This window comes from Enterococcus dongliensis (assembly GCF_031927985.1).
Taxonomy (GTDB): Bacteria; Bacillota; Bacilli; order Lactobacillales; family Enterococcaceae; genus Enterococcus_A; species Enterococcus_A dongliensis.
In genome coordinates this window covers 19,994-46,217 of the sequence record NZ_JARPZC010000018.1, presented here as the reverse complement: position 1 = coordinate 46,217, position 26,224 = coordinate 19,994, and the positions used below count along the sequence as shown (strand labels likewise).

At 38.2% G+C, this 26,224-nt stretch carries 30 protein-coding genes, 1 tRNA gene and 1 pseudogene; 5 read left to right on the top strand and 27 right to left on the bottom strand.

Features of this window, described 5'->3' with window-relative positions; translation table 11 throughout:
• Positions 1-84 precede the first annotated feature (84 nt).
• The gene (locus P7D84_RS11910; RefSeq protein ID WP_170999809.1) at positions 85-234 is read left to right on the top strand and encodes a hypothetical protein; all 150 of its coding nucleotides are present in this window, start codon (positions 85-87) and stop codon (positions 232-234) included.
• A 173-nt stretch (positions 235-407) separates the two neighbouring features.
• Here P7D84_RS11910 and P7D84_RS11905 read toward each other — a convergent pair whose 3' ends face one another.
• Both P7D84_RS11905 and P7D84_RS11900 read right to left on the bottom strand, forming a co-directional pair.
• Entirely contained in the window at positions 408-836 is a 429-nt protein-coding gene (locus tag P7D84_RS11905) for a universal stress protein (protein ID WP_137604222.1), read from the bottom strand.
• 41 nt (positions 837-877) lie between these two features.
• A complete protein-coding gene (locus tag P7D84_RS11900) occupies positions 878-1,309 on the bottom strand; it encodes a universal stress protein (RefSeq protein ID WP_137604223.1) in 432 nt (143 codons plus the stop codon).
• A 533-nt stretch (positions 1,310-1,842) separates the two neighbouring features.
• Between P7D84_RS11900 and P7D84_RS11895 the strand changes: the two genes are divergently transcribed.
• Entirely contained in the window at positions 1,843-2,058 is a 216-nt protein-coding gene (locus P7D84_RS11895) for a hypothetical protein (RefSeq protein WP_137604224.1), read from the top strand.
• Between the two features lie 169 nt (positions 2,059-2,227).
• Here the strand turns inward: P7D84_RS11895 and P7D84_RS11890 are convergent, their stop codons facing one another.
• From P7D84_RS11890 to P7D84_RS11880, 3 genes are all read right to left on the bottom strand, one after another.
• Positions 2,228-2,461, bottom strand: a complete 234-nt coding sequence (locus tag P7D84_RS11890) for a hypothetical protein (protein ID WP_137604225.1) — start codon at positions 2,459-2,461, stop codon at positions 2,228-2,230.
• A 79-nt stretch (positions 2,462-2,540) separates the two neighbouring features.
• Positions 2,541-2,741 carry a cold-shock protein gene (locus tag P7D84_RS11885; RefSeq protein WP_137604226.1) on the bottom strand — a complete coding sequence of 67 codons (201 nt, stop codon included), beginning with the start codon at positions 2,739-2,741 and terminating at the stop codon, positions 2,541-2,543.
• Positions 2,742-3,071: 330 nt separating this feature from the next.
• Entirely contained in the window at positions 3,072-3,356 is a 285-nt protein-coding gene (locus P7D84_RS11880; protein WP_311806545.1) for a DUF1905 domain-containing protein, read from the bottom strand.
• Positions 3,357-3,423: 67 nt separating this feature from the next.
• Here P7D84_RS11880 and P7D84_RS11875 point away from each other — a divergent pair.
• The 3 genes and pseudogenes from P7D84_RS11875 to P7D84_RS11865 all read left to right on the top strand — a co-directional run.
• Positions 3,424-3,513 (top strand): annotated as a pseudogene (locus P7D84_RS11875) (IS6 family transposase); the annotation flags it as partial.
• A gap of 408 nt (positions 3,514-3,921) precedes the next feature.
• Positions 3,922-4,167 (top strand): toxin-antitoxin system, toxin component, encoded by a 246-nt coding sequence (locus P7D84_RS11870; RefSeq protein ID WP_137604228.1) that lies wholly within the window; start codon positions 3,922-3,924, stop codon positions 4,165-4,167.
• A gap of 168 nt (positions 4,168-4,335) precedes the next feature.
• Positions 4,336-5,514, top strand: coding sequence for a DNA/RNA non-specific endonuclease (locus P7D84_RS11865; protein ID WP_311806544.1), 1,179 nt, complete (start codon positions 4,336-4,338; stop codon positions 5,512-5,514).
• An 820-nt stretch (positions 5,515-6,334) separates the two neighbouring features.
• On the opposite strand, the gene P7D84_RS11860 is transcribed toward P7D84_RS11865, so the two are convergent.
• The 22 genes from P7D84_RS11860 to prdC form a co-directional block, all read right to left on the bottom strand.
• Positions 6,335-6,431: transfer RNA gene (locus P7D84_RS11860), tRNA-Sec, on the bottom strand.
• A gap of 132 nt (positions 6,432-6,563) precedes the next feature.
• Positions 6,564-6,911, bottom strand: a complete 348-nt coding sequence (locus tag P7D84_RS11855) for a DUF1622 domain-containing protein (protein WP_137604229.1) — start codon at positions 6,909-6,911, stop codon at positions 6,564-6,566.
• A 404-nt stretch (positions 6,912-7,315) separates the two neighbouring features.
• Positions 7,316-9,118, bottom strand: coding sequence for an FtsX-like permease family protein (locus P7D84_RS11850; RefSeq protein ID WP_311806543.1), 1,803 nt, complete (start codon positions 9,116-9,118; stop codon positions 7,316-7,318).
• Positions 9,119-9,130: 12 nt separating this feature from the next.
• Positions 9,131-9,883 carry an ABC transporter ATP-binding protein gene (locus P7D84_RS11845; RefSeq protein ID WP_311806542.1) on the bottom strand — a complete coding sequence of 251 codons (753 nt, stop codon included), beginning with the start codon at positions 9,881-9,883 and terminating at the stop codon, positions 9,131-9,133.
• A 52-nt stretch (positions 9,884-9,935) separates the two neighbouring features.
• On the bottom strand, positions 9,936-10,295 hold the full coding sequence (locus P7D84_RS11840; protein WP_311806541.1) for a YxeA family protein: 360 nt from the start codon (positions 10,293-10,295) through the stop codon (positions 9,936-9,938).
• Positions 10,296-10,502: 207 nt separating this feature from the next.
• Positions 10,503-11,051, bottom strand: coding sequence for a CD3073 family putative ECF transporter S component (locus P7D84_RS11835; protein ID WP_311806540.1), 549 nt, complete (start codon positions 11,049-11,051; stop codon positions 10,503-10,505).
• Between the two features lie 59 nt (positions 11,052-11,110).
• Entirely contained in the window at positions 11,111-11,599 is a 489-nt protein-coding gene (locus P7D84_RS11830; protein ID WP_327795991.1) for a CD3072 family TudS-related putative desulfidase, read from the bottom strand.
• A 30-nt stretch (positions 11,600-11,629) separates the two neighbouring features.
• Entirely contained in the window at positions 11,630-13,006 is a 1,377-nt protein-coding gene (selA, locus tag P7D84_RS11825) for an L-seryl-tRNA(Sec) selenium transferase (protein WP_311806539.1), read from the bottom strand.
• A gap of 15 nt (positions 13,007-13,021) precedes the next feature.
• Positions 13,022-14,146 carry an aminotransferase class V-fold PLP-dependent enzyme gene (locus tag P7D84_RS11820; protein WP_137604236.1) on the bottom strand — a complete coding sequence of 375 codons (1,125 nt, stop codon included), beginning with the start codon at positions 14,144-14,146 and terminating at the stop codon, positions 13,022-13,024.
• A 56-nt stretch (positions 14,147-14,202) separates the two neighbouring features.
• Positions 14,203-16,089 carry a selenocysteine-specific translation elongation factor gene (gene selB / locus P7D84_RS11815; protein ID WP_311806538.1) on the bottom strand — a complete coding sequence of 629 codons (1,887 nt, stop codon included), beginning with the start codon at positions 16,087-16,089 and terminating at the stop codon, positions 14,203-14,205.
• Complete coding sequence (locus P7D84_RS11810; protein WP_137604238.1) at positions 16,090-16,356, bottom strand: putative Se/S carrier protein; 267 nt, start codon at positions 16,354-16,356, stop codon at positions 16,090-16,092.
• Between the two features lie 13 nt (positions 16,357-16,369).
• A complete protein-coding gene (gene yedF, locus P7D84_RS11805) occupies positions 16,370-16,960 on the bottom strand; it encodes a sulfurtransferase-like selenium metabolism protein YedF (RefSeq protein ID WP_311806537.1) in 591 nt (196 codons plus the stop codon).
• Positions 16,961-16,977: 17 nt separating this feature from the next.
• Positions 16,978-18,000 (bottom strand): selenide, water dikinase SelD, encoded by a 1,023-nt coding sequence (gene selD / locus P7D84_RS11800; RefSeq protein WP_137604240.1) that lies wholly within the window; start codon positions 17,998-18,000, stop codon positions 16,978-16,980.
• A gap of 302 nt (positions 18,001-18,302) precedes the next feature.
• Complete coding sequence (locus P7D84_RS11795) at positions 18,303-19,184, bottom strand: TSUP family transporter (protein ID WP_311806536.1); 882 nt, start codon at positions 19,182-19,184, stop codon at positions 18,303-18,305.
• Between the two features lie 18 nt (positions 19,185-19,202).
• Positions 19,203-20,219 carry a proline racemase family protein gene (locus P7D84_RS11790; RefSeq protein ID WP_137604242.1) on the bottom strand — a complete coding sequence of 339 codons (1,017 nt, stop codon included), beginning with the start codon at positions 20,217-20,219 and terminating at the stop codon, positions 19,203-19,205.
• 65 nt (positions 20,220-20,284) lie between these two features.
• Positions 20,285-20,764 (bottom strand): glycine/sarcosine/betaine reductase component B subunit, encoded by a 480-nt coding sequence (locus P7D84_RS11785; RefSeq protein ID WP_137604243.1) that lies wholly within the window; start codon positions 20,762-20,764, stop codon positions 20,285-20,287.
• A 26-nt stretch (positions 20,765-20,790) separates the two neighbouring features.
• Positions 20,791-21,528, bottom strand: coding sequence for a proline reductase cluster protein PrdD (prdD, locus tag P7D84_RS11780; protein ID WP_311806535.1), 738 nt, complete (start codon positions 21,526-21,528; stop codon positions 20,791-20,793).
• 16 nt (positions 21,529-21,544) lie between these two features.
• Positions 21,545-21,790 (bottom strand): hypothetical protein, encoded by a 246-nt coding sequence (locus tag P7D84_RS13925; RefSeq protein ID WP_234754668.1) that lies wholly within the window; start codon positions 21,788-21,790, stop codon positions 21,545-21,547.
• A 27-nt stretch (positions 21,791-21,817) separates the two neighbouring features.
• Positions 21,818-22,270 (bottom strand): glycine/sarcosine/betaine reductase selenoprotein B family protein, encoded by a 453-nt coding sequence (locus tag P7D84_RS13920; protein ID WP_212741290.1) that lies wholly within the window; start codon positions 22,268-22,270, stop codon positions 21,818-21,820.
• Between the two features lie 3 nt (positions 22,271-22,273).
• Complete coding sequence (locus P7D84_RS11770) at positions 22,274-22,582, bottom strand: CBO2463/CBO2479 domain-containing protein (protein ID WP_137604246.1); 309 nt, start codon at positions 22,580-22,582, stop codon at positions 22,274-22,276.
• Positions 22,583-22,599: 17 nt separating this feature from the next.
• Positions 22,600-24,495 carry a D-proline reductase (dithiol) proprotein PrdA gene (prdA, locus tag P7D84_RS11765; RefSeq protein ID WP_311800475.1) on the bottom strand — a complete coding sequence of 632 codons (1,896 nt, stop codon included), beginning with the start codon at positions 24,493-24,495 and terminating at the stop codon, positions 22,600-22,602.
• 25 nt (positions 24,496-24,520) lie between these two features.
• The gene (gene prdC, locus P7D84_RS11760) at positions 24,521-25,816 is read right to left on the bottom strand and encodes a proline reductase-associated electron transfer protein PrdC (protein ID WP_268842504.1); all 1,296 of its coding nucleotides are present in this window, start codon (positions 25,814-25,816) and stop codon (positions 24,521-24,523) included.
• Positions 25,817-26,224: the final 408 nt, after the last annotated feature.

Below are 26,224 nucleotides of genomic sequence, written 5' to 3'. Positions count from 1 at the left end.
AATTAAAATAACGATGGTTCATAGGGTTATCCAATTAAAACCGGAAGGTTAAAACCCTAACTCTAATATACAAGGAGAATGATTATGACATTCGATAACACAAATATGCAATACCGTGTCACACTGGATACTGATTTGAATCTTTTTGTTGTTTTTGATAAGAACAATCAAAAACATGTAGCAACTGGCGTAACGATTGAAAAAGCGGTACAAGAATTGCAAAAAACGAATTAGGAGTGACTTCCCAATGAAAGACGCGAATTTGCGTTAAAAGCACCTGCTGTGAATCCACGGTAGGTGCCTTTTTTATTTCTAATCAACTAAGAGTCTCTGGAACCAGCTGGTTCTAACTATAAAAATACACGTGTAGTTAAAAAAGCTGCGACAAATTGTCACAGCTTTTTATTCTATCTCACCACCATGACGTTGCAAGGTGCGTGATTTACGATATAACCACTAGTAGAACCAACTAATAAGCGTTGGAATCGTCCTTTCCCAGTTGCTCCGACATAAATCAAATCAATCTCATATTTTTGCGGTAATTCTTCTGTCAGTGCCCGTTTAGGATTTCCAATATAGGGAATAATCTCCATATTTTGATAGCGCCCGCGTTCTGCTAATTTTTCTAAATATTGTTTCGCCCGCTCGGATTCTTCTGCTAAAATCTCATTCATCGGTTGTGCACTATTTATAAGCAGACTAGAATCATCGATTATTTGAACGACATACAATTTTGCTTCGTTCCGTCTTGCTGCACCGATTGCTTCAAAAAAAGCTCCTTCTGATTGATCTGATCCATCGACACCTACCATAATATTTTTATATTTGCTGTCCATAGTAGTCCCTCCTATTTAGTAAATCTATTAAAAGATTGTCCTCAACGAATGACGGTCACACTGCACGGCGCGTGATTTACGACATAAGCCGCAGTAGAACCGATTCGCGCTAATCGGATCTCGCCTTTTCCTGTGGCTCCAAGAAAAATCATATCGATCTCGTTGTCCTTAGCAAATTCAATAATTTTTTCTTTTGGACTGCCCAACTCAACGAAAGGCTCTACATTATCTAGTTCTTTACTAGAGGCATCATGAATTTTTTTCAATAGTTCCTTTTCAACCTGTTCTTTTTCTGCCGCATAAATTTTACTAAAAGAAAAAGCACTTGTTGAAAGCTCGCTGTCGTTGATGATTGAAATAACATTCAGTTTAGCCTCATTACGTTTAGCTGCTTCAACGGCTTCATCAAAAGCACGTTCAGAGTGTTCCGATCCATCGACTGCTACTAAAATATTTCTGTACTCACTAACCATTGTAACCGACTCCTTTATTAAATTATAAAGGAAAATCGGAAATCTGTGAAACGAAACCAATTTCTCGTCTCAGTTTCAAGAATTCTCAGCTAGAAGAATCTTGAATTTTTCAATAACAACTTCTTTGAATCATATGTTTGACAAATAATGGAATTTTTTTAATAGAGCTTGAGTAATTCTGATTCCATCAAAGAGTCAGACAAGTATGCCATTCAACATCCAGAAATATTTTGCTGTTCTCTGAGCATTTTTCTTGTATCTATTTTTGCTTTCCGTTATGGTAACAGTAGTTCATTTGTTTATTCGAGTTCCTTCCCAGGACTCCAGCCGTCGTTGCCCTACGACGGCTTTTTTTATTTATCTAAAAAAGAGAACTTTCCCTTCCAAATAAGAAAAAGACAATGAATCGGTTGTTCTTTTTTGGCTCCATTGATTGACTCCTGCCCTTTTTTGCTTCTTTTTTTCTCCATACTATTTGCTCTTTCTGTGTTACACTATGAATTGTGGTACACATTGTAAATGGAGGAAAGGATATGTATAAAGCTAGTTTAAAAAATATTCTCACTCGGAAAGAAGAACGAGTGATTGAACTTCCGTTGATCCCTCGTGTGGGTGAGACGTTACAACTCAGACAACCAGATAAGTTTTTTCTGATACATGGGATTACTCATATAATTGAAGAAGAAACCATCGCATTTGAAATTTTTGTTGAGCCGATTGATCGTACTTATTGGATGAATGAAATTTGATACAAAAAGAGGCATTGCTGAATTAGAGCGATTATCAAAGACGGTCTGCCTAAAAAATAACATTCGTTTTCTGTCAGGCATTTTCTTCCCATAAAACTCATAGTGACGACCTGTTCACTAAATAAACGACCTTAGCAAAAGCTAAGGTCGTTTATTTTTAGGGCTGTTTTTAGAAATTGGTTTTAGGATCGACTAGATCACCATAACTAATGACCGTTGTAAAATCTATTAGGTCAGCTGTTTCGCTTTTTATGATTTTAACGACGGCGGAATTATTCAGTTTATTCTTTACAATTCCTAGTTGCGTTTCCTTTTTATATTCGAAAAACACTTCCTGTCCTATCGAGAAGCGTTCCCCTAAAAAAGAGGGTTGTGGGGATTTGAATCCATAGGTGTTTGCCATTTGAATATCCTCCTTCAACTATTAAAAAAAAGAAGATCGTTTCCGATCTTCTTTTTATCATCTGTCGATAAAATAATTCTTAGTCTTTTACAATGTTTGAAGCTTGTAAGCCACGTTGGCCTTCTTCAACATCGAAAGTCACTGCTTGACCTTCTTCTAAAGATTTGAATCCTTCGCCTTGGATTGCTGAGAAATGAGCAAAAACATCATTGCCATCTTCACCAGTGATAAAACCAAAACCTTTATCCGCATTAAACCATTTTACTGTACCTTTATTCATATAAAGTACCTCCAATTACACATCAAGTGTGTTTATTTGTAATAAAAAATGACGTGTAATAAAAAAGTATCTTAAAGTATATAGATAACCACCTAGTCACATATCAAAGTATTACTTAGTAACCTTAACATGAATACACACAAAAAGCAAAGAAACATGAACATTATTTGTTTTAATTCTTTATAATATTAAGTTTTCCGCTTTTTTCTTAATAAATAGAGACAAATCTGTTTTTATTCTTCTTCATTTATCAATCCATCACCATAAAAGAAAGAGACATTTCTTGAATTTAGACCTTAAAATCCGAACTTTTCAAAGATTATTGGTGTTTTACTCAATGGCTTGAATAATAACTTTTACCTTATCACCAATTGTTTTATTGATTTGTTTTCGAATGTCTTTTCGAATCCCTAAAATATAACAGATACTACCGTCTTCATTTTTTACTCCCATATTGACGATGCTTCCTTGATACATCACGTCATCAAAAGTAGCCTGCACTTTGACACGACCTTTATTAAATTCTTTTCGGATATCATAAGGAAAAATAATGTACGCACCACCTTTGCCTACCTCTGAAGCATGGATTGTGGCTTCGAATTTATATTCTTTCATTATAAAAATCCTCCTTTAGGGTGTGTTGCAAAGTTTTTCTAATGTCTATTTTACGCTATAATTTACTTCCATACTATACAAAGAAAGTCGAAGAAAAATCACCCTCTTCGACTTTTCCCCGTGGGGAGAAATTGAAAATCTATTTAAAGCAGTATAGACAATCAATCAAAAATTGGATGCGTTTATCTATTTTCAAAACTTTGCAACACAACCAATTAATTTATGGTCTAGAGATTTTAGTAAATAAGATTAGTTACTAGAAGAAGGTAAATACTTGGGATTCATCTTCTCAATGTCCATTTGTCCAAAAAAGCTTAGTGCTACATGGTATCCTATCCAGAATAGGATCAAAATGATAGCCACGGCCAATATAATTTTCCATATTTTTTCAAATTAGTTCCTCCTAATATGAGAAGAGTTGTGTTACAAAGTTTTCTAGTGTTTATTTTACGCTATAATTTACTTCCATACTAGCTAATGGAGGTACGATCATGAAGAAGCAAAGCAGGAATTTCCCGAATAGTTGTCGTTAATTGTGTTACACTCAACACAAGAGGTGAAATTTATGCTAAGAACACAAATTGATGTTATTGCTCTAATGAAATCTGTTTCATTGCACGTGGCCGATTCTTTCGACAGCGCGTCTGTTGTTGCAGAATTCGAAACGCCGAAAGAATTACTCGATTATTCTGAACAAAATTTTGATTCAATTTCTGATGAATTTCTGAAGTCTTTCCGCCAAGATTTTCAAAATGCCTATGTTACAGAACTGATCAAACAATTAGAAGAACAAAGTGTGACTTTTGATTAGATTCTACATTTCCATTTTTTATAGAGACTTTTTTAATGGCAGATTCAACAAGCATTTGCATCATTGGAATGAACTAAAATGCTAGCTAAAAAAGCCCGTGCTGGGAACACGGACTGCGACCTTAATTTCTAGGCAAGAAAATTATAACACAGAAATGAGGAGTTAAAAATGGCTAGTTTTTTATTAATAGTTGGTGTGTTAGGGTTCGTTGGTTTCTTTATCCAATTGATTTTTCGCTTGTTTAAAAGACAAGCAGTAAAGTCGACATTGTATGGAATGATCGGTGCTTTTATCGTGCTTATCGCAGGTGGGTTTCTATTATCTCCTGACGAGGATTCTACCGCGAAAAGTAATACCGCAAGTAGTGAAACCATAGTGAGCGCACAGTCCTCCGAAAAGAAAAAAGCCAGCGACGAAAAAGCCAAACAAGAAAAGTTGGCACAAGAACAAGCGATAAAAGACAAAGAGGAAAAAGAACAAGCTGAAAAAAAGGCGGCACAAGAAAAAAGAGAAACTGCCTTGGCAGAAAAAGAAAATACCAAAAAACAGATCAATGCAACGTTACTTTCAACTGAATACTCAGGTACTCAAACAATTGATGTCAACAATGGCGAACCTGTATTTACTGAAACCGACCTTTCTACAACGAACGGTTCTTGGGAAACCTACGGCAATCTAGATGCACTGAATCGCCCTACTGACGCCGAAGCGTTATTGAATCTTGCCATGCAGCTAAAAGAAAAACGTGAACCCCTTACCTTCGATCCCACTGGCTGGCACAATAAAAAATTAAAAAACGGCTACCTTTACAACCGTTCACATTTAATCGGATTTCAATTAAGCGGCGAGAACAACAACCCGAAAAACTTGATCACAGGTACTAGACAATTGAATAGTCCAGAAATGTTGCGTTTTGAATCAGATATCAATTACTATTTGGAGCAAAACCCAGATGCCTTTGTTCGTTACTCTGTTGTTCCTATCTTTAAAGACAATGAATTGGTTGCACGCGGTGTTCACTTACAAGCCCAATCTATCGGCAGTGATGCAATCAAATTTAATGTCTATATCCATAACATTCAAGACGGTGTGACAATCAATTATTCTGACGGTACCAGTCAAGTCAGTCAAGCAGCACAGCCTGTCCAAGAACAAGCTCAAACCAACACCGTTAATAACAACTCACAAGAAGTAGTGACCCAACCGGCTGAAGCAGGCACAATGGTCTATGTTACTCCAACTGGAGAACGATACCACAGTCACCCACATGGGAATGGCAGTTTTTCTCAAACAACACTTGATAATGCCACCGCACAAGGTCTTACACCTTGCCAAGTTTGCTATTAATTGTTAAATACACATAAAAAAAGCCCGTGCTGGCACACGGACTAACCCTCATTTCTGAGAGATGACTCCTAGATTATATCATAAATGGAGGAAAATGGGATTATTTGATGGCTAAATGGGAAATGTGACTCAACATAATAGTGAATCTATATAAAAATAATTACAAGGTGTTCTAATTACTAATGAAAAAATCTGGCGAAATACGTACTATTTGACGTTGTTCCATCTAAGATTGTTTCCTTTTTTCTTATGCCTTTTTCTCACATAGATCAATCCGTTGTTGTACTTTTTTCATTTGCTAACTTAAACTTTAAAAAGGCTGTTGCTGACTGACCTGTCAGAACAACTGGTCTTTCTCTCTTTATAACTGCCATGTCAATCACTCCTTCTTTACACCTTCGTTTTACATGAATTTAATTGTATTTCAAGATATTAGTAGCTATTTAAAGATACTTTAGCATACTTATAGATACTTAAGGAGATCTTATAAAAAAGATGCCCAGAAAAAACGTGCTTTCCTAAAATTATTTTATGTAGAAGAAAACCGATAAATTCCTTAGTACTTTTAAGCAATCATATTCATGACTAGATGCAATCAAGAAATATATCTAGCTAACGTTCAAGTTCAATTAGGTTACGCCGGAAGCCAGATTACTATGGATTTGTCTATTCATATAACCGATAAAAGAACACGTGAGACAGTCGACCAACTTGTTAAATATTTAGACATATAGATTTTTACAGAGTCAAAAATAAAAAATCTGGCAAACACTGCTGAGATTGGTGTCAAGTCAGTGTTTGTCAGACATTAAATTCATATTGGCGGGAATGTGTAGGAATCGAACCTACCCAAGAAGCTCTTAACTCCTCATACTGGTTTTGAAGACCAGAGGGAACACCAGAACCCATCCACTCCCGAAACAAAACAATCATACCATTCATTCGGACTAGAATCAATAACAAATCTCAAAGAAAAAGCCCATGTTTTATTTTGGAGTGTCCATTTCAACGTCAGCAAGTAATTGAACAATCAGGCTGATTATCTCTTGTTAATCATCGGAAAATTCACTAATTTCCTTATTTAAAAAATACGAGATCATCGTCCGAATAAGAACGATCAATGCCAATTTGATAATATCTTGAAACGTTGGATTAATGATTGATTCTATGATATCCGCTACAATCAAAAATTCCAAGCTTAATAAAATATAGCTGCCTAAATAAGCCTTGATGTATTTATTCTTATGTAATACGGATGAAAAATCGGTCCCTCTTTCTCGGATCAACTTAATAACAGAGAAAAATGCACCTACCAGAATAATAAAAATGGATAGAACATTTAGCAGCAAAACAATGGAATGAAAAAAATGTTGGATGACCCCTTCAAAAGCAACCATACTTCTCTACCTCTCCCGCTCTTTTTTTAATTGAGATACTTTTTCAATAAATACACGTTTTAAGGTAAATCATAATCTGATTTACCTTTTCTTAGTACCTTTTAAGTCCGTGATAAGTTTTGTGATTTAAAGTAACTGTTAGAAGTTAATCTTACTTAAACTCTCACTACTTGAAAGGATGATTTTTCATGCCAAAAAATATAAGACAACATGCTCAAGTCTTTTTAAAAGATGCTTTCTATGACCTAGCGATCTTACTTCTATCTCATTTAGTTTATCAAATAATCGTTCGATTATTAAATTAATATGCACCGAAGACACAAATTACGGGACCTCTTTTTGTTTTTTATGTTAGTGGATACTAAAAAAGTTGTGACAGAGAGCTCTCCTGCCACAACTTTTTACTAATTTTTTTGTTTCATAACGATTCCGGTATAAATCCAAATCGTCAATATATAATAGATAAAATATAAAACAAAGAAGATTAAGAAAGGTACCCATAGATTGCTGTAAGGTTCACTTAGCAATGCTTTGAACATTTGGAGTCCAAATAAGACATGGGTGACACCTAGCAGCCCTGGGACTAGGAATAAGATACCGATTTCTTTTTGGATTGATTGTGTCAACAGTTTGCGCCGAGTACCAATTTTTTCCAACATACTATACCGTTGGATATCACTTTTAGCACCAGATAAGATTTTGAACATTAAACAACTTGCTAACATGGTCAAAAAGGCAATCCCTAAGAAGAAGCCCATAAATTCAAAACCGGAGAACAAGGCATTGTATAATTCATAAACCAATGACTTTTGCTCCATCCTTCCCATTTCTTTGTCTAACGTAGGATTTTTGCGGAAATTTTCATTTGCTAAATCTTTCAGTGCATCCTTATCTTTAGCAAAATCAGCTACTGTAATCAAACGTAATTGAGTCGTTTCTCCTGGTAAAACTGCAAATTCTTCACTAGAAACAAATTGATGGTTCTTTGTACGTTGATCGGGTAATTCTAGTGAACGCAATTGATCTGAGGCAGTCACATCTTTAGCCAGTCTTTCCCCAGTATACTGCACTTTTTTAATCGTGCGCCCCTCACCAAATTCTTTCACTAATAAAGGGGTCTGATCAAACTGTTCACGATCATAATAAATAGTATTTGCGTCTTCTTTTTGCTGATAGGCGACATCTATCGTTGGTTTTATTGACTGCAGTTCTGAAGTATCAAAGTTTTGTCCATTATTTAATAGTAAATCATAAGAGGTCGTAGCTTCTGTCATTTTCATGATTTCATTATGAAACCCTAATCCGACGGTGATTGCACCTAATGCTAAAGCAAAAAGCATTGCGACCATCGATAAAATCCGTGTATAATCTTGGATCCTAAAACTCAATTGCGCCAAAGTAAAATTATTTAAATTCTTTAATGCAATTCGATCTCGCCGCTTTAATAGATCTAAAACAAAAATCAAAATCGAATGGAACATAAAATACGTACCTAAAATGATTGTGATCAAAGCTACGATTAGTGCTAGAAAGGCTAATTTCATTACTTGAGTCATCATGAAATAACCGATGGCTAAGAAGATGATCCCTGCGATTACTTCGAGCACTAACGTCAGCGGTTTCCGATTAGCTGGCAGCGGAGTTGCACTAGCTTTTAATAAATTTAAAATCGGTTTTTTCACGATGGTCATAGCATTCACTATCGCTGCTAACAAAAAGATTGCTGTGAAAAAAAGCAATGTAAAGACCGTTGCTGAGGAACTGATTGCTGTGAAGTGAGTAATCTTGATAGCTAATTGATTGATCAATAATTGTTGCACGACACTACTTAACCCAATTCCCAAAACAATTCCAACGACTGTTGCGCTAACACCTACGACAAATGTTTCAATAAAAATTAATTGCGCAATCTTACGCCCTTTTGCTCCGAGCATCATAAACATCGCATAGTCTTTTTGCCGCATCGTCATTAAAAAGGAATTGGCATAGACGATATAAAGAAACGTTATGATTGAAAGTAATACCGTTCCTAAATGAAAAATGATTACAGCAGATGATACCAACGAATTATTTTCTAAAAAGTTTTTGTTCGTCGCGATTGCTTCGAACATATAAAAAATCCCAGATGCAACAACTAAACCGGAAAATAATACGATGTAGTCGCGTAAACGTCCTTTAATCCCAGTAAGCGATAATTTTAAAAGCATTGAAAATCCCTCCTACTGTTCCAGATTTCCAAGAATGCTTAGAATCTGACGATAGAAAGCTTCTCGTGTTTGATTTTCACGTTTGACCTCTTGATAGATCACTCCATCTTTGATGAACAATATCCGTTGACAATAACTTGCAGAAAATGGATCATGCGTCACCAAAAGAATTGAGACTTGATCTTCTTGATTTAATTCTTCCATTGTATCCAATAAATCCCGCGCACTATTTGAATCCAACGCACCTGTTGGCTCATCACCCAGCAAGATCGTCGGTTGGGTCACTAAGGCACGTGCTGCTGCTACCCGTTGTTTTTGTCCGCCAGAAATTTGAGCAGGATAACTAGTTAAAATCCCGTCAATCGATAAGCGTTTAGCTACTTTTGCTACCCGCTGATGGATTTCTTTGCTTTTGACCCCTTGAAGCGATAAAGGTACAGCGATATTTTCTGCTGCCGTCAAATTTTCTAATAAATTGAAATCTTGGAAAATAAATCCAATCTCATGGCTGCGGAAATCGGCTAATTGATTGCCTGATAATTTTGTTACATCGGCCTGATTGATTCGAATCTTGCCTGCAGTTGGTTTGTCCAACGTGGCTAACAGATTCAACAATGTTGATTTTCCAGAACCTGATGCTCCCATAATCCCGATGAATTCGCCTTTTTCAACTTCAAAAGAGATGCCTTTTAACGCTTCTGTTTTTTTCTGATTGCCTTTTCCATAAGTCTTTTTTACTTCATTAACTGATACGATTTTTTCCATGTTCACACTCTCATTTCTTGTTAAAAGAATTATTTTTAATCTGTCTACGAATTTAGAAGCCTAATTTTTCTAACGCTTTATCTGGCACATCTTTTTGTGCGACTTCCTCATACGAGGTGACGCCCTTTTTATTATTCCAAGTTACTTTAAGAAATGCTTCTTTCCGCAGAGGACGATCTTTTGTTGCATTGAATGTTAATTTTTTGGCCTTCCCATTATTGTCATACCCTTGTAATGTATATTTATAGTCGACATAAGAATTTCCATTATCATCTTTACTCTCAACTCGTTGTCCATCTGTAGTAATTTGAACATAATAATTATCGCCGCTAGATACAACTTTTTGTGCGACTTGTACGCCAATGATGACGATGACAACTAAGCTGATGAATCCAATCAAAAATTTTTTCATAATTGATGACTCCTTTATCATTTTCTAAAGTAACTATACAAAAATCTTAGATTATCAACCATTGAAAGAACCTAAATTCAACTAACAAATTTGTCATCTTGAAAAAAGACACAAAAAAATAAGCCAGCCTCAACATAAACACTTGTTGACACTAGCTCATTTTGGTAATTCCAGACTAAGTACCTTAGCCTTAGAAACTATTCAAACTCATTTTACTGCAAAGCGTTTCATTTGCGGCAATTTGATGAACCATGCGACTAATAAACACGAAACAATCTTATCAACGACATTCCCCGTTACTGCGCCCCAATACGTCGCACTGATCATTTCTTTTCCTGAAGCTCTCAAGGCCATGATAACAACATCTGTTCCTGATCCAGTGAAACCGCCGAATAAGGCTAAGCGAATCGGTGCACCAATCATTGGACAAATAAACGCCAATAAAACACCTGCAATCAAGGCTTTTTTATAGCCAAATCCGTTTTTAGCGATAAGGGCAACTACAATCGCCACTGCGACATTAACCAACGCAAATGGAATTGATAACGGACCACTGATTAATCCCATTAATAAATTCGTTGTTACACCTGTCAAAATCCCATATCCCATACCAAAATTTGCTGCGATAAAAATTGTCCCCATCGTATCTAAAAACAACAACGGAATTTTCATCATTGATACTGCTTCACCTAAAACTACATTCAATACTACTGCGATGGCGCACATCGCGATTACTCTTGCTTTACTATTGTTCATTTTTTCCCCTTATTTCTATTAAGTTTTTTATACTGCGGTTCCCATTAAAATTCAACCAACTATCCTCGTTCTAAAAATAGTTGCAACTGCTCATGAAACGCTCCTTGATCTTGCTCACTGTACCATGTTGGGACTTCTAAATAATTTGTAGAAAGCTGAGCTTCTTGACACTTTGCGAAAAATTCTTCCATCAATACTCCTCGTTGCCCGCTGATAGAACAATTTGGACTTTCATTGATTCCGATTACACCAAGATAGTGATAATTTTCCGCTTGATACGCTTGAATCTGTTGGATCATTGGCTGTAACATCACTTGGCATTTCTGACGAAAATCTGGTAACTCAGAATATTCTTCATAAGACATCGGCGGGCGATTTCCGCCTAAAACTAAAAATTCTGGACACGGTAATTGAATGATTGCAATCCCGCGACTTAATAACTCGATTGCAAAGGGAAATGCGCCTCGTGCTCGTTCCCACCCATGAATTACGGCATTTTGATTCAAAATACAATGTGACACAGCGACTAATTTCTTCTCTGGTTGAATAGTTTCACCTCCTAATAAACATTTATGATGCTATAAAAAAATCTCCTGTAAACTTTCTTGAATCAGTGAATATTCTTCGGGTGCGATTGTTCGCAAGTCCAAGAAATTACAGTCATTTTTTATCCGGGTAATAATCGGTGTAGCTGATAGGCGTAATTTTTCTTGTAAAGCATCTGCAGAAAAATGTTCACCGCTCAACACAACAGCATATGTCGGTAGTAAATGTTCTGGATAAGAGCCACCGCCGATTTTACTGCTGTCTTTTTCGATTGCCACATTTAAGCCGCTGATCGGACGCAACCGTTCCGCAAGTTCATTGGCTTTATCTAAACACTCTGACTCACTTAGGCCGATCATGTGTAGTGTAGGAACAGCTTCCACTGCTTCTTTTTCATCAAGATATAAAGACAATGTCGCTTCCAATGCACTCAATGTCATCTTGTCAATCCGCAAAGCTCGCAACAATTGATTCTTCTTCATCTTTTCGATGTATTCACTTTTACCGACAATAATCCCCGCTTGCGGACCACCTAGCAATTTATCGCCGCTAAAAGTAACAATATCACAGCCCTGATCCAAAACTTCTTTGACTGTCGGTTCATACGGCAGGCCAAAAGGACGCATGTCGAGTAACAAGCCGCTGCCTAGATCATTAATCAATGGTAGATGATGTTGGTGAGCCAACTCAGCCAAGTCGCTTAATTCGGGACTTTCAGTAAAACCAACAATTCGATAGTTGCTTGTATGCACTTTTAAAACTGCACCGGTCTCTTCTGTCAACGCTCGTTCATAATCGATCAAATGAGTTTTATTCGTTGTCCCAACTTCTACGATTTTCCCACCACTTGAAGTGATGACGTCTGGGATCCGAAATGCGCCCCCAATCTCTACTAATTCACCTCGAGAGACTAAGACTTCTTTTTCTTGAGTCAATGTACTCAAAACCAATAAGACTGCTGCAGCATTATTATTTACGACTAAAACATCTTCTGCTCCTGTGAGTTTCTTCACGATTGAGACCAGATGGCTGTAACGTGATCCCCGCTTCCCGTTTTCTAAATCAAATTCCAAATTTGAGTAATGAAAACTAGTCGCTAGTAATTGTTCTTGGACCTTTGGACTCAATGAAGAACGTCCAAGATTCGTGTGGATCACTGTTCCCGTTCCATTGACCACTTGTCGCAATGAAAATTGTTTTTCTTCTAATTGTTTATGGACCAATGCCAAGACCGCTGCTTGATCAATCATTGTTTGCCGTGTGCCTGCTACAACTTCTTTGCGAAGAGCGGCTAAGACTTGCTGGATGGTCTCCTTTGCTTTTCCATGTGGATAATTAGAATCGATTTGTTTTAACAGCGTATCCACCGAAGGTAAGTTCGCTAAAATTTGTTGAATCTCTTTTGACATAATCCCCCTACTTTCTTAACGTGACGCCAACTCTTGTAATGCTTCTAAGACTTGATCAATCTCAGCCTTAGTAGTAAAACTGGAAAGCGACAAACGGACTGTTCCGCGATCAGCAGTTCCTAACGCTTCATGCATCAATGGCGCACAATGATAGCCAGGTCGAGTAGCTATTTGATAGTCTTCCCATAAAAGTTCACTGACGACAGCTGATTCAGCATCTTTAATGTTGATGGAAAAAACTGCTACCCGCGGACTAGTAAAGTCACCATAGATTGTTACTCCAGCAATTTTTTGTAATTCTTGATAAAAATAAGACCCCAAATCAATCTCTGAATGTTGTTCTTGCACCCATTGGATACCAGCTGCAAGTCCTGCCAATCCTGGAATATTCAACGTGCCGGCTTCTAACAAAGTCGGCAATTCTTTAGGTTGGACTTTAGAAAAAGATTGCATCCCATCGCCGCCAGTAATGACTGGCTCGATCGGTAGGTTCTTTTGCAGGCAAACACCGCCTGTCCCTTGTGGACCATATAAGGATTTGTGACCAGTAAAACAAACTGCTGCGACCTTCCCATCACTAAGATCAATGGGAACAACTCCTGCTGTTTGTGAAGCATCGATAATCAAGTATACTCCTTGTTTGTCACAAAAATCTTTGACCCATTCAAGATCTAAACGATTGCCGGTTACATTACTGGCATGATTACAAATCACCGCTTTTGTTTCTGGACGGATTTTTTGGGTGAATTGTTCATAATCTAAGCGCCCAGTTACAGCCTCACTAGTCACCACATCAAAACTTGCACCTTGGGCTTCCAATTGATACAACGGGCGCAAAACTGAATTATGCTCCCAATCCGTTGTAATCACATGATCTCCCGGCTGAATCAATCCCTTTAAAACTTCATTCAAAGCAACCGTTGCATTGTTAGTAAAAGCGACTTCATAATGGTGATCGGCTTTAAACAAGTCTTTAATTTTTTTACGAGCCGTTTCTGCTACGCGAAAACCAGCTAACGAATAGCCATGAGCTCCACGTGATGGATTGCCATACGCACCTTGTAAAATATGTGCTACTGCTTCGGCTACACTTGCCGGTTTCTGGGCAGTCGTAGCGGCATTATCCAAATAAATCCCCATCTATGATCCTTCTCTCTTCAGTTATATCTTTTTTGTCTAATAAAATAGTTATGAAATCAACTTATTTTACCTAATACGCGATAATTTTCCACGCGTTTTGTGATTTCTTGCTTATCCATGTATTCTAAGATCAGCATTGATGATTTTCGACTAGACTTCGTTAAGTCACGAAAATCACCTAAAGTCATTTGGTTATTTTCCATGATATATTCACGGATTAAATTCACTGCTTGATCAAAAATTTTGCCTAACAAGACATATTCATGCGTCAAAAAGACCACTGAGTCGCCATTTAATGCTTCCAGAACCTCTTCTGCATTTTTATCCAGCTCAAATAATTCTTCCTTTTTAACCGGTGTATACCCATTTTTAGCAAGTGTCTGTTCGATTTTTTCCTTGGCGATTTGTTGGTATTTATTGAAAGACACGTTGAAATCTACTAAAGCCAATTTGTCGTTAGCTTCTTTGACTAGCATTTCTTTCATCAAAGCAATCAATGCAGAAATTTCTTTTTCAGCTAAGATCCCTCGCATACGAGAACGAAACTCTTCTAACGGCATCCCAAAACGCAAGCGATATTGTTTATGGTACGCTGACAAGATTTCCGTGGCACGATCAGCTAATTTTTGATAGCTGGCCTGAGCCAAATAGCCGGCTTTTGTTTTGATTACACGACCTTCGGCTTCCATTTCGACTAAGATCGGTTGCAACTCTTCTTTAGCCACTCCTAAATATTCCAGTAATGCCTTTTCATTGGTAAAAGGTTGTTTTTTGTTGATTAAGAAATCGGTGATTAATTCGTCCAAACTTCCTTCTTCTTTGGCTTTTAGACTTTCAAGAATCTCAACTTTAAAACGGCGATGTTTATGCGGTGCAGCATCTAAGACCTCTCCGCCAGCAATGGTCTGCATAGGAGAATACGAGCGTAAAATAAACCGATCCCGCTCTTTAACTGCAACTTGTTCTTCTAACCGTAATTGTAAAAAGCCTTCTTCCCCTGGTCCAATCCAATCAATACCTAAAGGAACTGTACGAGCCATAACTTCACGCGTACCGATCAATAAGCGAACACGATCCCACAGACCGATTCCTCCAGCAACTTCCGGTAAACAAGTAACTTTCACATCCAACATCCAAGTATCTTCCAACTTCTCTGAGACTGATAACACATCGCCGCGTTTGATATCATCCATAGCGATATTTGCTAAATTCAAAGCTGTGCGCTGACCAGATTGTGCATTTTTCACATCAGTTTCATGGACTTGGATATTTCTTACCCGTGTCTTCTTTTCACTCGGATAAAGATACAGATCATCTCCGATATTGATGGAACCATCTAATAACGTTCCCGTTACTACCGTACCAAATCCTTTTACACTAAAGACACGATCTACATTCAAGCGAGCCAAACCACTTTCAGAACGTTCTTGCACTTCTTCTGAACGGGCTTGAATCTTTGTCAATAATTCTTTGATTCCTGTACCTGTCACCGCATCTGTTTCGATCAATTCAGCATCCGCCAATGGAGTATCTGCTAATTGATCACGGATATCCTCAATCACTAATTCTTTTAACTCTGGATCGACAGTATCGACCTTAGTTAACACAATCAAAAAATCTCGAATTCCTAATAACGTCAAAATATCAATGTGTTCTTTCGTCTGGGGCATGATCCCTTCTGCGGCATCGATCACAAGCAAGACTAAATTAATCCCAGGCAGTCCAGCGACCATATTTTTAATAAATTTTTCGTGTCCTGGTACGTCTACGATCCCAACACGTTTGTTGTTCGGCAAGTCTAAATAGGCAAAACCTAAATTGATCGACATTCCGCGTTTTTTTTCTTCCTTTGTTGTGTCTGTCTCAATTCCAGTCAATGCCTTGATCAAAGTCGTTTTTCCATGATCGATATGCCCTGCTGTCCCAATCACAATATTTGCCATCTATTTTTCCTTTCTTATGCTGTATTCTGTCTTTAGACCATCACGAGTCCCATGATAAAACCCTTCTGAAGCAATCTCTGCACTAGCAAGCAATGAAATTAAGGCATCTTCTTCTGCTAGTGGATATTTCAAAGAAAAGCCACAACTAGCATGAATCTTTTCCGGTGTGGGAATGATTCGAACAGCAAGTTGGGCTTCCTTTGCGATTTCTTCAGCTTTCATGGCTTCTCGGGTTGAATAAAACAAAGCAACCCCGTATGTTTGCATAAAAACTGCTCCTTTATGGTTTCACGATTTTTGGTGCTTGACGCATCATTTCTACGATACGATACATGTTAGTAACTTCTCCTACAGCAGCTGTCAATTCATAAAAATTCAAACAAGCGCCACAAGCGTAGATTTCCACGCCTTGTTCCGCCATATTTTTTAAGTCTTCTAGTGAATCAGATCCTTCGGCAACTGAATGAACACCACCATTATAAAAAATAATTTTTTTAGGTAGGACATCTTGTTCAGCAACAGAATAAATGAACCCTTTTAACAAGTTTTTCCCTAATTCATCTGATCCACGACCCATTACATTAGTATCCACTACTACGATATAATCGTCAACCGTCTCTACTGGTTCTGCTACTTGCGGTGCTTCTGTCGTCAGCTCAGTATTCCCTTTTGAAATCACAACAGTATAATGGCTCGGTGCATCTTGATTCATTTGATAAAGATAACCCAGTTGTTCCGCCATTTTTTTCAAATTTTGTGTTGCAATCTCATTGTCTACTACTGTTTGGACAACTTTGTGTTCCCGTAAAGCTTTCTTTGTTTCGATTACAGGTAACGGACACGCCTTGCCTAATGCATCTATCTTAAACATAATTAGTATCCACCTTTCTAATAAACGATCAATTCTGTGTCTTGTTTTTCAATGACCTGTCCAAAATCTTGAGCTGGAATATCAGCCGCTTGCAATTCTTGCAATAGTGTTGATACTTCCTCAGCAGGGACACTGACTAACAAACCGCCAGAAGTTTGCGGATCAAATAATAATTCTTCGATCCCAAAATCATCAATTTGAAAATCGATCTTAGCTTCCATATAATTTCGATTCCGCTGACCACCAGCCGTTAAAATAAATTCTTTTGCACCTTGGTAAGCTTCTTCAAAATAAGGAAGATTTTTAGATTGAATCTCTGCACTGAAGCGGTCATTTAACATCTCATGAAGATGCCCAGCTAAACCAAACCCAGTGACATCAGTACAACTATTGATTGGATATTTACGAATGATATCCATTGCGTATTTATTCAGTGTCTCCATACTCGTGGTGGCTTTCACAAACGCTTCTTCACTAATTTCTTCTGCGCTATAGCCCACAGTAATGATACTTACTCCTAACGGTTTAGTTAGAATTAAGTGATCTCCAAGCTGACAAGTATTGTTTTGATAAATCTTATTTGGATCAATCGTTCCTGTGACTGACAAGCCATACTTCACTGATTGATCATGGATCGAATGTCCGCCAGCTAAAATCGCTCCCGCTTCTTGTACTTTTTCAGCACCGCCACGTAGAATTTCCTTTAAAATAGATAAATCTTTTTCTTCTGGAAAGGCAACGATATTCAATGCAGATAATACTTCGCCACCCATCGCGTAAATATCGCTCAATGCATTTGCCGCTGCGATTTTACCGAAAAGATAAGGATCTGTCACCATCGTTGGGAAAAAATCCAACGTTTGAATGATTGCTAAATCATCACGTAGTTTAATAACAGCTGCATCATCAGTCGAATCAAATCCTACCAACAGATTCTCATTAGTTTCTTTAGGCAGATCCGCTAATAAATCACCTAAATTCCCTGGTCCGATTTTTGCATTGCAACCACCACAGACAATTAATTGTTGAACGGTCTCCATCTGTTCCACCATCTTTCACGTTTTCTATTATAACAGGTTGTTTTTTGTTTCTCTATGTAAATTTTGATCAGGTTTTATGCTTAAATAAAAAACGATTTCCTTCATTAAATAAAACGATTTTAATACTATGCACATAGTACCATAAATCATCCTGAATGTTTTTATATTCACAAAAAAATTAATGATCTTTTTAGTTTATTTGACCTATATTGAATCCTCCCTCAATGAACTCGTTACTAATCAAACAATTTCTCACAAAAAAACTACTTGCCTTTATTAGACAAGTAGTTGGAGAGAACTTTTTAGTCTACAGCAACTGCTGGTTTCCGACTTTTCAAGATATAAGTAATCCCAGTGTAAACGATGACAACAATAATGATCCACGTCAAGATGTCTAAGTTTAATCCAGTGACGAATTTTGCAGCAATGATTACCCCAATAATTCCGCCGATTGTAATTGCTAAACTAACTTTCCGGGCATAATCGCCCTCTTTGACAAAGTTGATACTTGCAACCGGCATCAAGCCAGCACAAGAACCCATCATAACTGGAAAGGCTACTAGTGGGCTCAACCCTAACATATAAACCATTGCCATACATGGTGCGTATAAGCCTACACCAATTGTCATCAAAGCGCCCAAGATAAAGTTAACGACAACACCGATCACTAATTTAGCTCCTGTCAAAGCAGTCGCTGTATTTCCTTCACCGAGCATGTTCAACATACCTGTTTGACGAAGTCCCATCAGTACTGCCGTGATAATCAATGCCCAACCCATCCAAAATTGAACCTTTTTCTCAGGTAATTTTGTAACGAATTTTGAACCGACAAATGAACCAACAGTTGCAGCAATGATTAAAGAAAACAAAGTGACTGGAGAAACTTTTACCACTGTCGTAAAGATAAAAGCTTCCACTAACACAGGAATCGCATGAGCGACATTTAGTGTCCCTGGTAATAGGCGGTCATGGCCTAACTGTTTCGTAAAATCTAACAACATAGCCGTTGGAGCAAAACTCCCGATCCCCAACGTATCTAAAAAGTCAGTGACAAAGCCGATAATTCCAGAAACAAACCAATTCCCTTTGCCCAGATCACTCTTGTGTTTGACTAAGTCACGCCCCATTACAAAAGTGTGCATCAGCATTAAACCAACGTAAATCACTAATAATAATGTTACCATCTTATCCCTCCTTCATCTTTATCCTAAAAGAAACCCTTCTTTCAAGGAATCTTTCGGATCAACTAAAAATGTGTTGTATCCAGTGACATACGCAGAACCTGTAACGCGAGGAATAATTGCTTTATACCCTCCGACTTCTGCTTCTTCAACGATTTCGCCTTTAAATTTCGTACATAAAATACTTTCATAAACAAAAGTATCGCCGACTTTCATTTCACCCTTGCCATATAATGTTGCAAGTTTAGCACTTGTTCCAGTTCCACATGGAGAGCGGTCCACTTGACCGTCACCAAATACAACGACATTTTGATACGTTGCATCTGGACTAGTTGCTGGACCAAAAAATTCAACTAAATCAACTGTTTTAATGTGTTCCAAAGTTGGATGTTGAATGTCGATCTGCTCATTTACAGCATCACGAATAATCATACCTAGATCGTTGAATTTTGAAGCATTTTCTGGTTTTATTTCCAAACCAACTGAAGCTGCTGGTAAGATTGCAAAGAAACTTCCGCCAAAAGAAATGTCCATTGTTAATTCACCAAGTTCAGGGACGTTTACGGTTACATTTTCTTTGTAAAGGAATGATTCCACATTTTCAAATGAGACAGATTCTGCTGAATAATCTTCATCTAAATGAACTGTTCCGTGAACGATTCCAGCTGGTGTATCTTGAACGACTTTCACTTCACGATCGCCTTCTTTTACTTCGACCCATCCTTGCTCAACTGCTGATGACATCGCTGCAATCGTATTATGACCGCACATATTCAAATAACCGCCTGAATCCATAAAGACGATTCCATAGTCTGCTTCTTCATGAACCGGTTCAGTAATAAAGGCACCAAACATATCCCGGTGTCCACGTGGTTCTAGCATCAACATTTTACGCAAGTCGTCTGCTTCATTTTCTAAGTATGCTCTTTTTTCAGCCATCGTATCACCAGGAAATTTGGGAATACCACCGATAATTAGTCGAGCGGCTTCACCTGCTGTATGAGTATCGATCGCTGAGATCATTTTTGATGTTTTCATGATTGCCCTCCTTATTTCTTATCTTCATACTATAAAAAATAATTCCGTTTGATAATCTTTTATAATCAGCGGAGTTGCTGATTATCTTTTCGCATTTTTAGTTTAATCGACGCAAGTGCTTTTATTGCGTCTTGATGATTGATAGTATTTTCACCAACTACTTCTGTTTCGATCCCTTTGACTGATTTATTAAAATCTAAAACATGCTTGGTAAAGTCATTTTCTACTACAAACTTTGCTTGTGTACCAATGAACTTAAGACCAATCACGCTAATATCTCGACGACCAATTTCTTCTAAGGTATTCGCAAAATCTACGTCTGAATTCCCCCAGCCGTCTGTTGTGACAATCACACCATTTGTGCGCATGCCTTCCAGCCACGCAGCTGAACGCTGGCCGACTAGATATTTCATCACGTTGCTTTGCGGTGTCCCCACTACTACGACTCCTTGAAAGTCGATGTCTGGGTCCTTACTTAGAAGGTCCACGAGCGGATCTTGAAAATGATGTAGTGAAGTTTCTTTTGTTGATGGACCAATCCCCATAACGCCACCACCTATCCATTATTCAGTTAGACCATGGAACGAATCGCTCCATCGCGATATTCATTCGCTGTTAAAAAGACCGGCATATTATTCATATCAATAATTGAACATCCACCTTTGAAGCCACTTGGTTCATTGGGATAAAGCAACATATCATACATTGCCCCTTGACCAGCTACCTGTTTGACTAAAGCAACTTTGGGCTTACCCGGATGAGCATTTTCTTCATAGACATGAGTCTCACAAGCATCTTTTCCTTCTAACATTTTCATCCTATCACGAATTTCTTGAACAAACTCATCCACAATCGCAAACATTTTAAGACAAAGTTCACGATTAAAAGGAGTCCCCTTTTTCGCTAAGAGATCTACTAAAATTACGTAATCCTCGGCGCTAGGCGTCCCTGCTTGATTCAATACTAAATGATCACGCAATACTCCCTCAGAAGAGCCAAATTCATGCATTTGTTCCCCTTCTTCAATCGCTCCAGTCATGATGACCGAAACTCCGGTAAGTGTATGCGTGATCCCTGAACCCAACACACCCAACACCTTCGTGGAAATCGGAATGATATCCATGATGGTGTTGGTTTCAACATCATGTTGATGTGGTGGGAGCAATCGAATCGTCAGCTTCTGAATAACGGCGTCTTGGCAGTCAAAGTCTTGCTTGATTTGTAAGCGAGTTGGCTCAATATGAAAGTCGCTACCTACAGTGACTTCACTCATATGAAAAACTTTGATCTTTAAAGTTTCGCCTCTCATTATTCACACCTACTTTTTAGACGTGGGCAATGTATTCATAAGGTAATGGAACAATTTTCCCTGGCGTTTCGATTGATACTAAATTTTTCAAAGTATCGTGTAAGATACCTAATTGCATTTCAATGTTATGTGGTTCGCCAGCGTTTGCTCCCATTGGTACTCGAGGTGCTACGGCTCTTGGTGAACCATTTTGCCGTACTACTGGTGGTAATGCGGCGATTAAAATAGTAGGAATCCCTGCTTCCTCAATAGCTCTCTGCACGATCACGGCAGTTCTATGACAGGTTCCTCAGCCAGCGGTCAATACGACTGCGTCGACTTCTTCGTCAACTAATTTTTGAGCGATTTCAGGACCAGTAACATCGTGAAATGCGTCTTGGTCTCCACCACCACCCATAAAGCCGTAATGCATAGGTGCTGCTTCTTTAATGAATCCTTCTTTAACTAGATCGTGTAAACGATCGATTGGAAACATTGAGTTTACGTCACGGTTCACATCGGCATTATCATATCCTCCGTGTGATACCATCAAGTCATCGCTAGGTGTCGTATTAGGAATTTCACGATACGTTGTATCCCCAGCTAAATTAAAGCGTTTGTCTGTTTTTAAATGAACACCCGCTGCAGTTGCTAATGCAACACGCATTTCTTTAAGCTCTTTTTTGACAGGAGTAAAGACAGATTTCGGTGTGATTGGCACAAAGATTTCTGACTGTAATCCTTCAAACACTGTTAAGCCCATGTGTTAATTCTCCTCTCTGCTATCTGCTTCTCGTCTTTTTTCATTTTCCAAACGGCGGCGTTGATGCTCTTTAATAGCATCAACATAATGCGCGTTTGGCTCTTCTTCTAGTACTTCTGGATAGGTCATCAAAAAACCAACCTCTTGGCCGATCTCTAAATCATATTCAGAAATAATCATTCGACGAGGTATTTTCAGTTGTCCCAGACGTCCTTTGATATCGATTGTAACACTGGCATCGTGGATTTCCACTAGGATTCCTTCAAACATTTGCTCAGTCGAAGTATATTTGAGTTTATTGATTCTATCCATTGCTTCACCTTTAAGCCTTAATCTTTTTCGTAGATTTCTTGACGTTTCTTACTCTTAGGAAGAACTTGTTCATTGTCCACAAGATTAATTTTCTTTCCTGTGGTTTTTTCAATGATTTCAATGTTATTCGCTTTTACATTAGGATTCCATTTACGTTCAGCAGTTTTAATTTCGCCGCCACCCATTAATGTTTTCAACATTGCTAAATCACGAATAGCATCTTCTTGACACAATGTGTTGTTAGACAAGATTTCGTTTTCGATTCCTTGTTTTGATTTATTGTTGTCAACCATCGCACCCATTTCTGAGTTTCCTACAACCAATGCTCCTTGAACAGCAGAGTAAGAGTCACCAACAACTTTTATACCACGTTTTCCGATTTCTTCAATATGTGATGCGAAATCGATGTGATTATTACCAAAACCTTCCGTCGTTACGATTGCTCCATCGATATCCATCGCTTCGATAGTCATTCCTAGACGTTTTGAAACATAATACTTTTCAGTATTTGCTTGTGGTGAACCAACAAACATAATCCCTACTAGATCGATTTCTTCATCAGCCATTGCTTCTTTGACTAATGGTTCTCTCCAGTAATGACGAGAAGTTTCTTTTGATGCAGGTCCGATACATGTTAACGCATGTAAACCGCCATCTAAAACTTCTGTTGGAGCTAACATAATTGGTAAGTTTCCTAGGTCAACGTTTGGTTTTGCCCCTAGTGTACCAACTGGTTCGATTGGCATAATCAAGTTATCGTGCATTGCACCTTGACCCATGATTTCTTTCACGATCAAGACTTTTTTATTGCCAATACGGCGTTTTTGTACGATCTCTTCTGAATCAACCACTAATGAGTCATCCGCTTTTTTCAATGCTTCGCGAATTTCTTGCGTGATATGATCAGATACATGGTGAGCGGCTAATGGACCAGGACGTTCCATGTTTGCATGTTCTCTGATTGTTACTTGTGTTTTAATGAAAATTTCGCCTTTATCTGGTGCGCCAGGACGTCCCCACATGATGTTACGGTCTAATTCACCTTCAGATGAACCGAATTCACCGATTTGAACACCATTTGCGTCTGTACCTGTAACTACCATAACTACGCCATCTAAAACACGGGTGATCCCATGGCCAATATCGCCTTCAACTTTGGTAGCGATTGGCTGAACATCCATGATCGTTTCACTATATTCACTATATTTATCTGGTGTGATGATTTCTAAAGTCATACTTTCAACAAGCTCTTCTAGTTCAACAGCATCTGCACACATTTCTTCCATGTTGCGTAGTGTCAACGTTGTGCCTTCGATTTTTGTTTCTTCACCAAAGACAATCTTGTCAATTTTTAAGTGATCATGACGTACTGAACGAATCACTTTTTCTTCTACTTTTGCTTCTGGTGCTGCAACTTCTGCAGTAGGTGCCGGTGCAGCTGGAGCAGCTGGTGCTGGTGCAGCCGGAGCTACGCCTACTTGACCTGCTACAGACATCGGTACTTCTAAGTCGATACCGCGACCTTCAGCAATATGGATCTTGATCGTTTGTCCACCCACTGATGCCACTGGGGCAACTGGTTGGACTGGAGCGATCGGTGCTTCAACTGGTGCTTCTGGAGCTGTTTCTTCTGCTGCTTCTGGTACTTCTTCTGCAACTTCAACAACACCATCTAATAATTCTTTCGTTAATGGAACCAACGCATCCGTTGTTTCTTTCAATGTCGTGCCAAGTACTTGTTCGATTGTTAGAGTATTGTCAGGTAATTCTAGTAAGCCTGAATCCTCTAAGTCTGGGAAGATCACTGGATCTTCTAAGTCATCTGGTGCGATTACTTTGCCTGCTTCCGCACGGCAACATAATACTGCAGGGTCTTTGGCATGCTCTTTAGCAGTTTCTGCTGTAATAGACATTCGTTAAATCCTCCTAAATTTTAAATTAATGTTTAGTAGTAGGTAATTTACGATATAGTCTGTGACCATCTGCCCGCAGTACATGATCTGTATGATGATAAACCGGAACTCCTAACCTAGGAGCTACACCCATAACGGTGTTCGTTCAATCGGAACAAGATCCGGTCATGATTACTTCTGCACCTTGTTTTTTCAAGGACATTACAGTTGCAGCTTGACCTGGACAAATACCCGGCAGGGCACATCTATATCTTCCATTTACTTCTACCATTCGCTTGCAGCGTTCTGCAGCGACAACTTCGGCACCCATGTTATTAGCAATCTCAGTCATCCGTTCAGCAGAACCTCCGCATTCACAGATCAAAAGACCAACTTTACGTGTTTCTTGTGGGAAAGGCATTGCAACTAACACACCACCACTTGTTTTAGTGATTGGTGTCATTTCATCGCCGCTTCTTCCGGTCATAGGTCCGCCAATTACGATTTCACCGTGCGGTTCAACATAGCCGCCCACATTATTGATCAATGTTTTGACTGGTGTTCCAATTGGGACATCAACAAAGACTGTTTCTTTTTGTTTTACTCGTCCAGAAACGGTAACATCTTTATCGATGAAAGGTTTCCGATCTTCGATTGCTTCTGCGATACGTTTGATCGTTTCCACGTTATCGATGACAGCACCGACTTCTGTTGGAAGTTGGCCTGGATTCAAAACAATATCCATTACTTCACGAACGATTACTCGTTCATCACCAGCTGGATACATATCAGGTAATTGATAAACATCTAGTGTTGGTTCATTCGCAACCGCTTTTAATAACCGCAGTACTAACTCACGATGTTTGCCTTTTACAGCAATCACGCCTTTTGGTGCTTTAGTCATTTCCATGCAATATTTCATTCCACGGATCAGTTGTTCGATATGTTCGTCCATTTGTTTTACATTATGAGCTAACAAAGCTTCACATTCTGCTCCGTTTGCAATAAAGAGTCCTTCAGGAATCTCACAAGCTAATTTCAAAAATGTTGGAAAACCTGCACCACCTGCACCAACAATCCCTGCAGCTTCCACAGCTTTTGCATAGGATTCCGTTTCAGGAATTGGTACATAAGTAGAAAGATCTTGTTCTTCATCAATTGTTAAAACAATATTTTCGCCATTTACGTCGACAACTTTTCCAGAAAAACTTGCGTGGATGTTGGCACCTAAGCCATTTGGTTCAGCGATCAATTGTCCGCGTTGAACTTGATCTCCGGCTTTTACGATTCCTTTACAAGGAGCACCAACATGTTGTTTTAATGGTATAAGAATTTGTGTCAAAATATTTCACCTCCCTATTTCTAACTTGTTTGAACTTGAGCAAATCAGCCACCCGTAGTTCAAGTAAATAATATCACAATCATACTTTATGTAAAGGTTATTTCGGAATAATTTTGATATTTTTTACCAAAACTGCGGAATTTACCATCTTTCTTTAAGTTTTCTAATCAAACTACCACTATCTTTCATCGTCTATGTAAAAAACGTTTCCAAAACAGGTAATATCAACATTTATCCAAAAAATTACTTCCAATTTACCACTTTGCATTTGTCTTTTATTAGTAAATTTTTATGTTATTTCACAAAAATCAAGTTGTTTTATTTATGTTATTTAAGTGAGAAACATTCTCAATTATCAATCCGCTTTCTTTATTTTACTCTTCAATACATTTGAGTCATTTTAAACTG